Source organism: Streptomyces sp. NBC_00078 (genome assembly GCF_026343335.1).
Lineage (GTDB): Bacteria > Actinomycetota > Actinomycetes > Streptomycetales > Streptomycetaceae > Streptomyces.
In genome coordinates, this window is sequence record NZ_JAPELX010000001.1 from 1,713,730 (window position 1) to 1,728,569 (window position 14,840).

Genomic DNA, 14,840 nt, shown 5'->3' on the forward strand with positions numbered 1-14,840 from the left:
TGCGGCTGCTGCGGGCCTCAGGTGAGTGCGCCGGTCAGGGCGAGCGAGTGCAGGAAGCGCATCAGGGTCATCAGGACGTCCCGGCTGGAGGCCCGGCGGCGCGCGTCGCACTCGATGATCGGGATCTCGTCCGCCAGGTCGAGCGCGCTGCGGAGGTCGTCGATGGGATAACGGGGCCCGTCCGGGAAGGAGTTGACGGCGACCACGAAGGGCACGCCGCGCTCCTCCAGCCGCCCTATGACGTCGAAGCTGACTTCGAGCCGACGGGTGTCGATCAGTACGACGGCCCCGAGCGCGCCCTCGAACAGCCCGTTCCACAGGAACCAGAAGCGTTCCTGGCCGGGGGTGCCGAAGAGGTAGAGCACCAGCTGTTCGGTGATGCTGATGCGGCCGAAGTCCATGGCGACGGTGGTGGCCGTCTTGGTGTCGGAGCCGTAGTTGTCGTCGACGCCGACGCCTGCCTGCGTCATGGTCTCCTCGGTGGTCAGCGGCCTGATCTCGCTGACCGAACCGACCATCGTCGTCTTGCCGACTCCGAAGCCGCCCACGATCACGATCTTCACCGCGGCCTGCGCCGAGTGCGGCAGATGATCTTCCGAACGTGGTCCGGGGATGGTGTCAGAGCCTTTGAAGTCCATGCATCACCGCTTCGAGGAGGGAACGGTCGGGGAGCGCCTGACGGACGATCGGGGCGCGCGCCTGTACCAGTTCTGCCGTCAGCATGTCGGTGAGCAGCACGGTCACCACGCTGAACGGCAGGCTCAGATAGGCCGAGAGTTCGGCCACCGACAGGGGTGCCGTGCAGAGCCGGAGCATCGCCGTCTGCTCCGGGGTGGCCGAGGGCGGAGGGTCGGCACGCGCCACGATTAACGTGACGAGGTCGATGTCGGCGCGCTCCCCGTCGGGCCCGGCGACGACATAGAGCCGCTCCGGGGCCTTGCCCTCTTTGGCGGGTTGCGGGAGCGGTGGCGCTTCTTCCTTGGGATGTCGCCGCCGGCGTTGCGGAGGAGTCATACGGTCTGCCCGTTGCGCCGGGGCGGGCTGGTGAGATGGGCCCCGATGCGTACGACGAGATCGCGCATGCGGTTGCTCATCAGTCCGGGTTCGGCGACCACGTCGGAGAGCACCGCGAGGTAGGCGTTGGCTCCTGCGGCCATCAGATAGAAGTAGCCGCCGTTGATCTCGATGATGACCAGCTTCATCCGGCCGTCGCTGCCCGGGATCTCGTGGGCGACGGCGCCCGCGAGGCTCTGCAGCCCCGCGCAGGCCGCGGCGACACGGTCGGCGGCGTCCGGATCGCCCCCGTAGCGAGCGATGCGCAGGCCGTCGGCGGAGAGCACCACGATCATCTCGATGCCCGGTACTCCGTCGGCGAGATCCTTGAGCATCCAGTCGAAGTTGGCTCGCTGCTGGATCACTTGTGGTCCCTCTCGTCGTCGGCCTCGATACGGGCCGGCTCGGTGGTCGACTGGCTGAATGCGGTCGGGTCCGCGTCGCCCTTGAGTCCCTCCCAGAACGCCTCGACCCAGAGCCCCGGTTCGGGCTCCTTCGTCTCCGGCTCGGGCTCCGGGTCGGGCACCGGCGTCGCCCAGGCGGGCCGGGTCGCACGGGCCTCCCGCTCGGCCCGTTCGGCGGCGGCCTGTTCGGCGAGCCGCTGGCTGAGCGGGATCTTGACGCGGCTGCGCCGCTGCGGCAGCCCGCCGGCGGTCCACTCGGTGACCTCGGGGACCTCGTCCTCCATGGACACGCCGGCCGGGATGCGCGGGCTGGTGGGGCGACGCCGCTTCGGGGCACGCTTGGGACCTTCGATGTCGCCGAGGTCGAGCTTGGGCGCCGCGGTGGCGCCGACGCCGTGGGCGAGGCCGGGCGCCGGGTCGTTCGTCATCATCACGCGCGGCACGACCAGGACGGCGCGGACACCGCCGTACGCCGAGGAACGCAGCGAGATCTGCATGTCGTACGTCTTGCACAGGCGGCCGACGACGGCGAGGCCGAGGCGCGGGGACTCGCCGAGGTCCTGGAGGTCGACGCCGGCCTTGGCGCGCTCCAGCATGTTCTCGGTCTTGGCGCGGGCCTCCTCGCTGAGGCTGACGCCGGCGTCCTCGATCTCGATGGCGATGCCGGTCTGCACCTCGGTCGCGGTGACATGGACCTTGGTCTGCGGGGGCGAGTAGCGCGTGGCGTTGTCGAGGAGTTCGGCGCAGGCGTGGATGACCGGCTCGACGGAGGTGCCACCGATGTTGACCTTGGCGATCGAGTCCAGCGAGATGCGCCGGTATTCGAGGATGCGGGACATGGCGCCGCGCAGCACGCTGTACAGCGGGACGGGCGCCGGCCACTGACGTCCCGGGCGGCCGCCGCCGAGCACGGAGATCGAGTCGGCGAGGCGGCCGATCAGCGCGGTGCCGTGGTCGATGCGCAGCAGGTCGTCGAAGACCTCGGGGTTGCGGCCGTGGTCCTCCTCCATCTCGCGGAGTTCGTTGGCCTGTTGGTGCACGATCGCCTGGACGCGGCGGGCGATGCTGACGAAGGAGCGCTGCGAGGAGTCCCGCATGGCGTCCTCGGTGTCGACGATGTCGAGCATCCGCTTGAGCAACGCCACCTGGGCTTCGGACAGTTCGCTGTAGGAGGGGTCGATGTTGCCGAGTTGGCGAATCACCTCTGTGGGGGAGTTGCCGCCGCGCAGGTAGTAGATGGCGGTCGGCGTGATCTCGTGTCCCAGGCGGTGCAACTCCTGCTCATGTCCGGCCAGGCGCTGTTCCAGATACGCACTGTGACGGGCGCTCGTCTCACGCAGGGTCCGCAGGGCGCGGCCTCGCCGTACCGCTTCGGCCGCCGTGGCGATCACCAGGAGCGTGGCGACGGCGCCGCACCAGACGACGGCCGCCCGGGCCGGCACGGCCACCATGGCGACCGCTGCTCCGGTCGCCGCGGCCATCAGTATGGCGGGCAGCAACAGCACGCGCGCGTAAGGAAGTTCACGGGGCTGAGGAGGGGATTGAACACTCACCATGTAGGCCCTCTGAAAGAGATCGGCTGGGTGTCTGGGGAGCTTGCAAGTGGGGTACGCATAGGACTGCACTGAATCTTCGGTATTTTTTGGGAACAAGCGCACGAATACACCTCAACTCGGTGCGCTGCGGGCGAGCTTAGTCCGACCGGATCATCGCCGTGTCATATTCAGCAAGCACCTGAAACGGGGCGGGTCCAGGGAGTACCCTCGGCTCCATTTACACGCCTCGGATCCGTTCGAACACGGGCTGTTACGGCATACGGGCATACGAAAACCACTCACCGTGACGGGTGAAGGGGCGGGCGACGGGCGAAGGGGCGAGCGGGGACCGGCTTCAGCCCCGGTCGGTCAGATGCCCGCGATCCGCAGGGCCGCGTCCGCCGTGGCCTCCGCGAAGGCCGACACCGGGCGCTCGGGGTCGGAGCGGTGCACCAGGATCACGCCCTCGATCAAGCCGAACAACAGGTCCGTACGGAGATCGAGCCCGGTCTTGACGAGCGCGCGCCCGGCGACCGTGGCGGCGAGCAACTGCCGGTAGGCGTCCTTGAGTTCGGCGCGCACGGCATGGAAGCCGGCGAACCGCTCGGCGCGCACCTCGGGCAGCAGATAGAGCCCGCCGAGGTTGTACGGGCCGCCGCACAGCAGCTCCACGTCGGTCCGGCACAGCTGCCACAGCCGGTCCTCGGGCCGGGCCGCGTCGTCGGCGAGGAGCTTCCTGGCGTACGTCAGCGAAGGCGTGACCGTGGACTCCAGGAGCTCGGCGAGCAGCTCCTCCTTGCCGGAGACGTAGTGGTACATCGAGGCCTGCCGCATGCCGGCGCGCTCGGCGACCGCACGGGTGGTGGTGGCCGCGTAACCATGGGTGGTGAACAACTCGGCGGCCGCCGCGAGCAGTTCCTCGCGCGGCTGCAGACCGCTGTCCGGCCGCTGCGCGGCCCGCGGCCTGCCGACCCGGCGGCCGACTCCTCCACCCGGCGTTCCCATGCGTTCGATCCTCGCACACGGCCGGCCGGAACGATCACCGGTCGACCGCCGGGCAACCTCGACGCGACCCCCGCGAGGGCTCCGGGCGACCTCCGTGAGGGCTCGGTAACCGAGCGGCAACACACGGGCAACGCCCGCGACCCGTCCGCCTCCTAATTTCTGTCGGGCGACAGAAATAGCGCAGTCCACCATCAACGCCGGAAGAGACAACCCCGGAGCCGGAGGCCCCGCCATGGCGACAGCGACCACATACGGAGCCCGCGACCACGCTCGCGCCCAGGACGGCGCACGGGCCGAGGCCATGCCCGTCGTCCCGTCCGCCGACTGGCCCGACCCGCCCTGCGAGGCGGGCCACCTGGTCTGGGCCGAGACGGTGGCGGGCGGCAACTACACGCACAAGGTGCTGGCCCGCGGCACGGAGCTGCGCCTGACCGACGTGCGCGGCGACGCCTGCGCCCATCTCGTGCTGTTCGTGGCCGACCGGCCCTGGGAGCGGCTGAACGTCGCCGACACGGTGAAGGTCCAGTGGAACGCCTACCTCGGTGAGGGCCGGCTGCTGCTGTCCGACCAGGGCCGGGTCCTGGCGTCGGTCGTCACCGACACCTCCGGGCGGCACGACGCGCTGTGCGGCACCTCCAGCCTCGTACGCAACACCGAGCGGTACGGCGACGGCACCCCCCAGTCGGCCTCCCCGGCGGGGCGCGAGCTGCTGAAGCTGGCAGCCGCGAAGAACGGCCTTCAGCCGCGCGACCTGCCGCCGTCGCTGTCGTTCTTCCAGGGCGTGGAGGTGCGCGAGGACGGCGCCCTGGACTTCACCGGCTCGGCCGGCCCCGGCGGCAGCGTCACGCTCCGGGCCGAGCAGGCCCTCACCGTCCTGATCGCCAACGTGCCGCACCCGGCCGACCCGCGCCCCGACTACGTCAGCACCCCGCTGGAGGTCCTCGCCTGGCGCGCCGCGCCGACCGCGCCGGGCGACGCGCTGTGGGAGGCCACGCCCGAAGGCCGCCGCGCCTTCCTGAACACCGCCGAATTCCTTGCCGCGAGGGGGCTCTCATGAGCACGCCGACGACCGTGTCCTCGACCGTCATTCCGGCACGCGCCGCCTGGTCGTGCGTCGTCCGCACGGGCGAGACGCTGACCATCACCGACCTGCACGGCAACCAGGCCGTCGACTTCCTCGTGTACGACGCCCACGACACGTCGGTCCGCTACAGCGCCCCCGACACCATCCACGCGCAGGGCACCATCTTCCTGACCACGGGCAGCGTGCTGTTGTCCAACGAGCACACCCCGCTGATGACCGTGGCCGCCGACGAGGTGGGCCGCCACGACACGGTCGGCGGCGCCTGCTCCAAGGAGTCGAACACCCTCCGGTACGGGCACCACACCTGGTCCCAGCACGCGTGCGTGGACAACTTCCTCGCCGAGGGCGCGCGGCACGGTCTCGGCAAACGCGACCTCGTCTCCAACATCAACTGGTACATGAACGTGCCCGTCGAGAAGGACGGCACCCTCGGCATCGTCGACGGCCTCTCGGCACCGGGCCGGAAGGTCGGCCTGCGCGCCGAACGCGACGTCCTCGTGCTGGTCTCCAACTGCCCCCAGATCAACAACCCCTGCAACGGCTTCGAACCGACGGCCGTGGAGATGACGGTCACCGCGGCGGGCACCGTCGAAGGGGAAGGCGCATGACCTTCGACACGCTGCTGGTCGCCAACCGGGGCGAGATCGCGGTCCGGATCATCCGCACGGCCCGCGAACTGGGCCTGCGCACGGTCGCCGTGTACGCCGACCCGGACCGCTCCGCGCCCCATGTCCGGCTCGCCGACGAGGCGGTGCGGCTCGGCCCGGCGCCCGCGAAGGAGTCGTATCTCGACGCCGACCTGGTGCTGAAGGCCGCCAAGGACACCGGCGCGGGCGCGATCCATCCCGGTTACGGCTTCCTTTCGGAGGACGCGGCCTTCGCACGGCGCTGCGAGGACGCCGGAATCGTGTTCGTCGGCCCGACGCCGGAGCAGCTGGAGCTGTTCGGGGCCAAGCACACGGCGCGGGCGGCGGCCGAGGCAGCGGGGGTGCCGCTGGCACCGGGGACGGGGTTGCTCGCCTCCGTGGACGAGGCGCTCGCGCAGGCCGCCGTGATCGGATACCCGGTCATGCTCAAGGCGACCGGTGGTGGCGGCGGGATCGGCATGTCGGCATGTCGCTCCGCCGGTGAACTGACCGACGCCTGGGAACGGGTGCAGCGCGTGGCCGCCGCCTCCTTCTCCTCCGCCGGCGTCTTCCTGGAGCGGCTCGTCGAGGACGCCCGCCATGTGGAGGTGCAGGTCTTCGGCGACGGGGAGGGCAGGGTCGTCACCTTCGGCGACCGCGACTGCTCCCTGCAGCGCCGCAACCAGAAGGTCGTGGAGGAGGCCCCGGCACCTGGGCTGCCGGCCCACCTACGGGAACAACTCGCCATATCCGCACGCGACTTGTGTGCGTCCGTCGGCTACCGCTCCGCCGGCACCGTCGAGTTCGTCTACGACGCCGCCCGCGAGGAGGCGTACTTCCTGGAGGTCAACACCCGTCTCCAGGTGGAGCATCCGGTCACCGAGGAGATCTACGGTGTCGACCTCGTCGCCTGGATGCTGCGCCTGGCCCGCGGCGAGTCCGGCGTCGTACACGAACCCGGCGAACCCCGGGGCCACGCCGTCGAGGCCCGCCTCTACGCCGAGGACCCCTCGCGCGAACACCGGCCCAGCGCGGGCCTGTTGACGCGGGTCGAGTTCCCGCCGGGCGTCCGGGTCGACGGCTGGGTGGAGACCGGCACCGAGGTGACGACGTCGTACGATCCCCTGATCGCCAAGGTCATCGCGTACGGCTCCGACCGCGCCCACGCGCTCCGCAGGCTCGACGACGCGCTGGCCCGCACCCGCGTCGACGGCATCGAGACCAACCTCGGCCTGGTGCGCGCGGCGCTCGCCGGCCAGGACTTCGCCACCGCCTCGCACTCCACGGCGACGCTGGCCTCCGTGAGCGATCCGACGCCGCGTATCGAGGTCGTCGCCGGCGGCACCCTCACCACCGTGCAGGACTGGCCGGGCCGGACCGGCCACTGGCAGGTCGGAGTGCCCCCGTGCGGCCCGATGGACGACCTGTCCTTCCGGCTCGGCAACCGGGCGCTCGGCAATGACGAGGGCGCGCCCGGCCTCGAATGCACCCTCCAGGGACCGGCGTTGAGGTTCACGCACCCCACGACCGTCTGCGTGACGGGCGCTCCGGCTGAGGTCACCCTCGACGGCACGCCGCTCGCGCAGTGGGAGCCGGTGACGGTGCCCGCGGGCGCCGTACTCGAGATCGGCGCACCGACCCGGCACGGCCTGCGCACCTACGTGCTCTTCGCCGGCGGTCTCGACGTGCCGGCCTTCCTGGGCAGCGCGAGCACCTTCACGCTGGGCCGGTTCGGCGGACACGGCGGCCGGGCGCTGCGCACGGGCGACGTACTGCACGGCGGTACGGCCACCGACGGCGTCCCCGTGCCTGAGGAGAACCGCCCCGCCTTCACCGCCGAATGGCATGTGGGCGCCGCCGAAGGCCCGCACGCCGCACCGGAGTTCTTCACCGAGGACGACATCCGCGACTTCTACGCGGCCGACTGGAAGGTCCACTTCAACTCGGCCCGCACCGGCGTACGGCTGGTCGGACCCAAGCCGCGCTGGGCACGCACCGACGGCGGCGAGGCGGGCCTGCACCCGTCCAACATCCACGACACCCCGTACTCCGTCGGCGCCGTCGACTACACCGGCGACATGCCGGTGCTGCTCGGCCCGGACGGCCCCTCGCTCGGTGGATTCGTCTGCCCGGCGACGGTGCTGAGCGGCGAGCGGTGGAAACTGGGCCAGCTGCGGCCGGGCGACACGGTGCGCTTCGCACCGGTGACCGTCGACGGTTCGCCTCGCGCGGACATCGTGGACGGCGGCGTGCTGGCCCGGGACGGCGACATCACCTACCGCCGCAGCGGCGACGACAACCTGCTCGTCGAGTTCGGGCCCATGCAGCTCGACCTGGCCCTGCGCATGCGCGTCCACGCGCTGATGGAAGCGCTGGCCCAGGAAGGCCCCGCCGGCATCACGGACCTCACACCCGGCATCCGCTCCCTGCAGATCCAGACGGACCCCGGCCGCCTGGCGCAACACGAACTCCTCACCGCGGTACGGGAGATCACGGCGGCGCTCCCGCCCACCCACGAACTCGTGGTCCCCTCCCGCACCGTCCACCTCCCCCTGTCCTGGGACGACCCGGCGACCCGCGAGGCGATCGCCCGCTATATGGCGGGCGTCCGCGACGACGCGCCCTGGTGTCCGTGGAACATCGAGTTCATCCGCCGGGTCAACGGCCTGGAGTCGGTGAACGACGTGTACGACACGGTCTTCGACGCCGAATACCTCGTGCTGGGCCTGGGCGACGTGTACCTGGGCGCCCCGGTGGCCACCCCGCTCGATCCCCGCCACCGCCTGGTGACCACGAAGTACAACCCGGCACGCACCTGGACGGCCGAGAACTCGGTCGGCATAGGCGGGGCGTACCTGTGCATCTACGGCATGGAGGGCCCGGGCGGCTACCAGTTCGTGGGCCGTACGACGCAGGTGTGGTCGGGGTGGCAGCAGCGCGGCGCGTTCGAGCCGGGCTCGCCCTGGCTGCTCCGGTTCTTCGACCGCATCAAGTGGTATCCGGTCGACGCCGACGAACTCCTGGAGCTGCGGGCCGACATCACCTCCGGCCGCTTCGTGCCGCGGATCGAGGAGGGCACGTTCTCGCTGGCCGAGTACCAGGGCTTCCTCGCCGAAAACGCCGTGTCCATCGAGGAGTTCAGGGCCCGGCAGCAGGCGGCGTTCTCGGCGGAGCGGGACGCCTGGGAGGCCGCGGGCGAGTTCGCGCGGGCCGAGGCGGTGACCGCGCCGCCGGCTCCCCCGGCCGAGGTGACGATCCCGCCGGGCGGCCGTCTGGTCGAGGCCGAATTCGCCGCGTCCGTATGGCAGTTGAACGTCGAACCCGGCGACCTGGTCTCGGCCGGGCAGCCCCTCCTAGCCCTGGAGGCGATGAAGATGGAGTCCAGGGTGCACGCGCCGATGGACGGCGTGGTGGCGGAGATCCTGACCAGGGCGGGCGACCAGGTGGAGGCCGGGACGGCTCTGATCGTCCTGGCCCCGGCGGCGCACCACCCCATCACTCCGGGGGCTGTGGCATGAGCGGCTGGGCCGCGAGCATCGCGAGGCGAACGGGAGTGAACCACACCGAGGAGCAAGAGATGTCCGCTGTGAACCGTGTCCGTGCCGCCTATGCCCGCATCGAGGCCGTGGACCGCCCCGAGATCTGGATCGATGTGCGCCCGCGGTCGGAGGCCGAGGCGGAGGCCCGGGCGATCGACGCACGCGTGGCGGCGGGTGAGCGACTTCCGCTCGCCGGGCGTCTGTTCGCGGCGAAGGGCAACATCGACGTGGCCGGCCTGCCCACCACCGCGGGCTGCCCGGCGTACGCCTACCGGCCCCAGGCCGACGCACCGGTGGTCGCCCGGCTGCGCGCCGCCGGTGCGATCGTGCTGGGCACCACGAACCTCGACCAGTTCGCGACGGGCCTGGTGGGCACGCGCTCGCCGCACGGCGCGGTGCGCAACGCCCACGACCCCGCGCGCATCAGCGGTGGCTCCAGCTCCGGCTCGGCGGTCGCCGTGGCTCTCGGCATCGTCGACCTCGCCCTGGGCACGGACACCGCGGGCTCGGGCCGGGTCCCGGCCGCCTTCAACGGCATCGTCGGCCTCAAGCCGACCCGCGGCCTGGTCCCGACGGCGGGCGTGGTCCCGGCCTGCGCCTCCCTCGACTGCGTGACGGTATTCGCCCGCACGCTCCCGGAGGCCGAACAGGCACTGTCCTTCATGACCTCCCCGCCGGACCGCGCCCTCCCACCCCTCCCCCAGCGCCCCCCGGGCCCCTGGCGCGTCGCCGTCCCGGCGCCCGGTCAGCTCGGCGAACTGGACGCGCACTGGTCCGAGGCGTACGAGGCCGCGGTACGGCAGCTCGAAGCGGCCGGCGCCGACATCCGCCCTCTGGACCTCGCCCCCTTCACCGAGGCAGCCGCGATGCTCTACGAGGGCGCGTTCGTCGCCGAGCGCTACACGGCAGTGGGGAGTTTTGTCGACAAGGCGATCGCCGACGGCGTCGAGGGCCTGGACCCCACGGTCACCGGCATCATCACCCGCGCCCGCGACATCCCGGCCCACCGGCTCTACGCCGACACCGACCGCCTGGCCGCCCTCCGCAGCCGCGCCCTGAGCGAGCTGTCCGACGCGGACGCGCTGCTGCTCCCCACCACCCCCGGCCATCCGACTCTCGCCGAAGTGGCCGCCGACCCCCTGGGCGCCAACGCCCGCCTGGGCCGCTTCACCAACTCCACCAACCTCTTCGACCTGGCGGCGGTCGCCGTCCCGGCCGGCGAGGTGAACGGCCTCCCGTTCGGCGTGATGCTGATCGGCCCGGCGTTCACGGACGACCGGCTGGCCCGGATCGCGGGCCTGCTCCAGCCGGAGACCCGGGTGGCGGTGGTGGGCGCCCATCTGACCGGCCAGCCTCTCAACGCCCAGCTCCTGGCCCTGGGCGCCCGCCTGGACCGGACGACCACGACGGCGCCGGTATACCGCCTGCACGCCTTGCGCACAGCCCCTCCCAAGCCGGGGCTGGTCCACATCGGCGAGGGAGGCGCGGAGATCGAGACGGAGGTGTGGCGCCTTCCGGCGGAGGGCCTGGGCCGTCTCCTGGCCACCCTCCCCCGTCCGATGACGCTGGGGAGCGTCGAACTGGCGGACGGCAGCCACGTCCCCGGCTTCCTGTGCGAGCCATCCGCCCTCGCGGACGCCGAGGACATCACGTCGTACGGCGGCTGGCGTTCGTACCTCGATCGCCGGGATGAGCAGCTCCCCGGCGATCCGCGCCGTCACCCCACCGACGTGTAGGCCACAACCCCCCGCAGCAACAGCTCAACGGCCTTGCGCGCATTCTTCGCGACCGTGGACGCCGCGCCACCGGAGACAGGAGCCGCCGCCGAAATCTGCCCCAGCACGTCGATCACCTGCTTGCACCACCGCACGAAGTCCCCCGCGGGCATCTCGGCCTCCCGCAGAACCTCGTCGAGCCCCTTCCCACTGGCCCACATGTACGCGGCCCAGGCGAACCCGAGATCCGGCTCACGCTGCCCCACACCCTCGGTCTGGGTGATCCGGAAGTCCTCCTCCAGAGCATCCAGCCGCCCCCAGATCCGGACCATCTCACCGAGCGCGGCCTTCGCACTGCCGGACGGCAGCTTCGGCGCCATCGCATCGTCGCCGACCCGCGACTCGTACACCAACGCCGAGACACAGGCGGCCAGTTCGGCGGGAGAAAGCCCCTCCCAGACCCCCGCCCGCAGACACTCGCTCGCCAGCAGATCGAGTTCGCCGTACAGCCGGGCCAGCCGCTTGCCGTGTTCGGTGACCTCGTCGGCCCGCAGGTAGTCCAGCTCCGTCAGCAGCGCCACGATCCGGTCGAAGGTCCGCGCGATCGTGTTCGTCCGGCCCTCGATGCGCCGCTCGAGCTGCGAGGTGTCCCGGATCAGGCGGTGATACCGCTCGGCCCAACGCGCATGGTCCTCCCGGTCGTTGCACCCATGGCAGGGATGCGCCCGGATGGCGGTCCGCAACCGTGCGATCTCGCGGTCGTCGGCCGCCTGGGACCGCTTCTTGCGGGCCCGCTCCGGCGGGATGTGGCCGGCCTTGGTGCGCAGCGCGGAGGCGAGGTCCCGACGGGACTGCGGTGAGCGCGGGTTGAAGGACTTCGGGATGCGCATCCGCTCCATCGCCTCGACCGGCACCGGGAAGTCCATCGACGCCAGCCGCTTGACCTGACGCTCGGCGGTGAGCACCAGCGGACGCGGCCCGTCGTGGTGTTCGAAGCCGCGGTGGCCGTTGGACCGCCCGGCGGGCAGGCCCGGGTCCAGCACCAGCGCCAGACCGGCGTACTTGCCCGCGGGTACGTGAATGACGTCGCCCGGCTTGAGCTTCTCCAGCGCGACGGCCGCCTCGGCACGCCGCTCGACCGCGCCCTGCCGCGCCAGCTCGGTCTCCCGGTCCTTGAGTTCGCGGCGCAGTCGCGCGTAGTCCTCGAAGTCGCCCAAGTGGCAGGTCATGGAGGCCTTGTAGCCCTCCAGTCCCTCCTCGTTGCGCTGCACCTGCCGGGAGATGCCGACGACCGACTTGTCGGCCTGGAACTGCGCGAAGGACGTCTCCAGCAGCTCGCGCGAGCGGTGCCGGCCGAACTGCTCGACGAGGTTGACCGCCATGTTGTACGACGGCTTGAAGCTGGAGCGCAGCGGATACGTACGTGTGCCCGCAAGTCCCGCCAGATGCTCTGGACTTATACCGCGCTGCCACAGCACCACGGCATGGCCCTCGATGTCGATGCCCCTGCGCCCCGCACGCCCCGTCAGCTGCGTGTACTCGCCGGGTGTGATGTCGGCATGCTGCTCGCCGTTCCACTTGACGAGCTTCTCCAGCACCACCGAGCGGGCGGGCATGTTGATGCCGAGCGCCAGCGTCTCGGTCGCGAACACCGCCTTCACCAGGCCGCGGACGAAGAGTTCCTCGACGACCTCCTTGAACGTCGGCAGCATGCCCGCGTGGTGGGCCGCTATACCGCGCTCCAGGCCCTCCAGCCACTCGTAGTACCCGAGGACATGCAGGTCCTCGGTCGGAATCGACGCCGTGCGCTCCTCGACGAGGCCGCGCACCTTCTCCCGCGCCTCGTCGTCGTTGAGCCGCAGTCCCGCGTACAGGCACTGCTGTACGGCCGCCTCGCAGGCGGCGCGGCTGAAGATGAACGTGATGGCGGGCAGCAGGCCCTCGGCGTCCAGCCGCTCGATGACCTCCGGGCGCCCCGGAGTCCAGACCCGCGACCGCTGCCGGCGCTCCCGCTCGCGGTCGGCCTCGCGCATGGCGCGACCGCGTCTGCGGTCCTGGTACGACGGGCGCTGCGCCTCCATCCGGGCCAGCCGCGTGAGGTCGGGGTTGACGGCCTTCCTGTTGCCCTCACCCTCCTCGAACAGGTCGTACATCCGCCGCCCGGCGAGTACGTGCTGGAAGAGCGGCACGGGCCGGTGCTCGGAGACGATCACCTCGGTGTGGCCGCGGACGGTGTCGAGCCAGTCGCCGAACTCCTCGGCGTTGGAGACGGTCGCCGAGAGCGAGACGAGCGTGACCGACTCGGGCAGGTGGATGATCACCTCTTCCCATACGGCACCACGGAAGCGGTCGGAGAGGTAGTGCACCTCGTCCATGACGACGTGGCCGAGGCCCAGGAGGGTCTGCGAGCCCGCGTAGAGCATGTTCCGCAGTACCTCGGTGGTCATCACGACGACCGGTGCATCGGAGTTGACGCTGTTGTCGCCGGTGAGCAGGCCGACCTTGTCGGCGCCGTAACGGCGGCACAGGTCGGCGTACTTCTGGTTCGACAGTGCCTTGATGGGAGTCGTGTAGAAGCACTTCTTGCCCTGCTGGAGGGCGAGGTGGACGGCGAACTCGCCCACGATCGTCTTGCCGGAGCCGGTGGGCGCGGCGACCAGCACGCCCTTGCCCGCCTCCAGTGCCTGGCAGGCCTCGATCTGGAAGGGGTCGAGGCCGAAGTCGTACATGTCGCGGAACGAGGCGAGCGCGGTGGCCTGGTCGGCAGCGCGCCTGCGGGCAGCCGCGTACCGCTCAGCCGGGGAGAGGTCCTCTGTCATCGTGCTTTCGAGCGTACCGGGCCCCACTGACAACAGGACGATCATTATCCGGAACATGGGCAGCCAAACACCGAGAGGTGCCCTCGTCACCGGGGACGCGGGCACCTCTCGGTGTGCGGTGCGATCGGAGGCTCAGGTCACGTCGTCATAGCCGTTGACCCGGTCCGAACCCGCCTGCTCGGGCAGCGCCCGGCTGGCGGAGACGGTCTCGACCTCGCCGACGTCCTCGGGGGTGAGGTCCAGGTCCGAGGCCTCGTCGTCGTCGAGTTCGGCGTCGGGGTTGTTACGGCGGCGACGCTGGTCGTTCAGCATGGAGATGCCGACCGCGATGAAGTACAGGACCACGATGGGGCCGGCGAGCGCGATCATGCCGAAGGGGTCGGTGGTGGGCGTCGCCACGGCTCCGAAGACGAAGATGCCCATCACCACACCACGCCACCAGCCTGCCATCCTGCGGCCGGTGACGATGCCCGCGAAGTTGAGCATGACCAGCATCAGGGGCAGTTCGAAGGCGCCGCCGAAGATCAGGATCATTCGGACGATGAAGTCCAGGATCTTGTCCATCGGCAGGATGTTCGCCGACCCGTCGGGTGTGATGCCCAGGAGCACACGCATGCTGATGGGCAGGACCGTGTAGGCCAGCCAGGCACCGCTCAGGAAGAGGGGAACGGCCGCCGACACGAACCAGTACGTGTACTTGCGCTCGTGCCTGTGCAGGCCCGGTGCCACGAACGCCCACAACTGGTACAGCCAGACCGGGCTGGAGATGATCACGCCAGCCATGCAGCACACCTTCACCGTCGTGGTGAAGGGTGAGAGCAGGTCGGTGTAGGCGATGACGGCGCAGCTGCCGCCCGTGGACTCACCCAGTCCCTTGGTACAGCGCGGAACCGGATGCATCAGGAAAGACATCAGTTCCTGGCTGTAGAAGGCGACCACGATCGAGACGACAACGATCGCCAGCATGCCCTTCGTGAGCCGGTTTCGCAGCTCACGCAAGTGCTCCACGAGGGGCATTCGCCCCTCGGGATCCTTCTCTTTCTTGAGGGCAGACTTCAGC

General features: G+C 70.8%; 11 protein-coding genes. 4 read left to right on the forward strand and 7 right to left on the reverse strand.

Annotation, left to right across the window (positions count from 1 at the left end; translation table 11 throughout):
* Nucleotides 1-17 precede the first annotated feature (17 nt).
* The 5 genes from OOK07_RS07965 to OOK07_RS07985 form a co-directional block, all read right to left on the reverse strand.
* Entirely contained in the window at nt 18-638 is a 621-nt protein-coding gene (locus tag OOK07_RS07965; protein ID WP_266511086.1) for a GTP-binding protein, read from the reverse strand.
* Nucleotides 619-1,014, reverse strand: coding sequence for a DUF742 domain-containing protein (locus OOK07_RS07970; protein ID WP_266678251.1), 396 nt, complete (start codon nt 1,012-1,014; stop codon nt 619-621). The genes OOK07_RS07965 and OOK07_RS07970 overlap by 20 nt, the downstream gene beginning before the upstream one ends.
* Nucleotides 1,011-1,418: a roadblock/LC7 domain-containing protein gene (locus OOK07_RS07975; RefSeq protein WP_016434374.1), complete on the reverse strand. Its 408-nt coding sequence runs from the start codon at nt 1,416-1,418 to the stop codon at nt 1,011-1,013. Before OOK07_RS07975 ends, OOK07_RS07970 begins: the two co-directional genes overlap by 4 nt.
* Nucleotides 1,415-3,013 carry a sensor histidine kinase gene (locus OOK07_RS07980; RefSeq protein ID WP_266795698.1) on the reverse strand — a complete coding sequence of 533 codons (1,599 nt, stop codon included), beginning with the start codon at nt 3,011-3,013 and terminating at the stop codon, nt 1,415-1,417. Before OOK07_RS07980 ends, OOK07_RS07975 begins: the two co-directional genes overlap by 4 nt.
* Before the next feature lie 348 nt (nt 3,014-3,361).
* On the reverse strand, nt 3,362-3,997 hold the full coding sequence (locus OOK07_RS07985) for a TetR/AcrR family transcriptional regulator (RefSeq protein ID WP_266795700.1): 636 nt from the start codon (nt 3,995-3,997) through the stop codon (nt 3,362-3,364).
* Nucleotides 3,998-4,229: 232 nt separating this feature from the next.
* Here OOK07_RS07985 and OOK07_RS07990 point away from each other — a divergent pair, with 232 nt between their 5' ends.
* From OOK07_RS07990 to atzF, 4 genes are read left to right on the forward strand one after another with little or no spacing between them, the layout of a single operon-like run.
* Nucleotides 4,230-5,054 (forward strand): urea amidolyase associated protein UAAP1, encoded by an 825-nt coding sequence (locus tag OOK07_RS07990; RefSeq protein WP_266678257.1) that lies wholly within the window; start codon nt 4,230-4,232, stop codon nt 5,052-5,054.
* Nucleotides 5,051-5,689 (forward strand): urea amidolyase associated protein UAAP2, encoded by a 639-nt coding sequence (locus OOK07_RS07995; RefSeq protein ID WP_266795702.1) that lies wholly within the window; start codon nt 5,051-5,053, stop codon nt 5,687-5,689. The genes OOK07_RS07990 and OOK07_RS07995 overlap by 4 nt, the downstream gene beginning before the upstream one ends.
* Nucleotides 5,686-9,225 carry a 5-oxoprolinase/urea amidolyase family protein gene (locus OOK07_RS08000; protein ID WP_266795703.1) on the forward strand — a complete coding sequence of 1,180 codons (3,540 nt, stop codon included), beginning with the start codon at nt 5,686-5,688 and terminating at the stop codon, nt 9,223-9,225. The genes OOK07_RS07995 and OOK07_RS08000 overlap by 4 nt, the downstream gene beginning before the upstream one ends.
* Entirely contained in the window at nt 9,222-10,982 is a 1,761-nt protein-coding gene (gene atzF, locus OOK07_RS08005) for an allophanate hydrolase (protein ID WP_266795704.1), read from the forward strand. Before OOK07_RS08000 ends, atzF begins: the two co-directional genes overlap by 4 nt.
* Here atzF and OOK07_RS08010 read toward each other — a convergent pair.
* On the reverse strand, nt 10,964-13,825 hold the full coding sequence (locus OOK07_RS08010; RefSeq protein ID WP_266678265.1) for a DEAD/DEAH box helicase: 2,862 nt from the start codon (nt 13,823-13,825) through the stop codon (nt 10,964-10,966). The two genes, atzF and OOK07_RS08010, sit on opposite strands and share 19 nt — an antisense overlap.
* Nucleotides 13,826-13,912: 87 nt before the next feature.
* Complete coding sequence (tatC, locus tag OOK07_RS08015) at nt 13,913-14,797, reverse strand: twin-arginine translocase subunit TatC (protein WP_266683399.1); 885 nt, start codon at nt 14,795-14,797, stop codon at nt 13,913-13,915.
* Nucleotides 14,798-14,840 lie beyond the last annotated feature (43 nt).

Coding starts and splice junctions, on each gene's coding strand:
- OOK07_RS07965 (WP_266511086.1), bottom strand. CDS start 638: ATGGACTTCAAAGGCTCTGACACCATCCCCGGACCACGTTCGGAAGAT.
- OOK07_RS07970 (WP_266678251.1), bottom strand. CDS start 1,014: ATGACTCCTCCGCAACGCCGGCGGCGACATCCCAAGGAAGAAGCGCCA.
- OOK07_RS07980 (WP_266795698.1), bottom strand. CDS start 3,013: ATGGTGAGTGTTCAATCCCCTCCTCAGCCCCGTGAACTTCCTTACGCG.
- OOK07_RS07985 (WP_266795700.1), bottom strand. CDS start 3,997: ATGGGAACGCCGGGTGGAGGAGTCGGCCGCCGGGTCGGCAGGCCGCGG.
- OOK07_RS07990 (WP_266678257.1), top strand. CDS start 4,230: ATGGCGACAGCGACCACATACGGAGCCCGCGACCACGCTCGCGCCCAG.
- OOK07_RS07995 (WP_266795702.1), top strand. CDS start 5,051: ATGAGCACGCCGACGACCGTGTCCTCGACCGTCATTCCGGCACGCGCC.
- OOK07_RS08000 (WP_266795703.1), top strand. CDS start 5,686: ATGACCTTCGACACGCTGCTGGTCGCCAACCGGGGCGAGATCGCGGTC.
- atzF (WP_266795704.1), top strand. CDS start 9,222: ATGAGCGGCTGGGCCGCGAGCATCGCGAGGCGAACGGGAGTGAACCAC.
- OOK07_RS08010 (WP_266678265.1), bottom strand. CDS start 13,825: ATGATCGTCCTGTTGTCAGTGGGGCCCGGTACGCTCGAAAGCACGATG.
- tatC (WP_266683399.1), bottom strand. CDS start 14,797: ATGCCCCTCGTGGAGCACTTGCGTGAGCTGCGAAACCGGCTCACGAAG.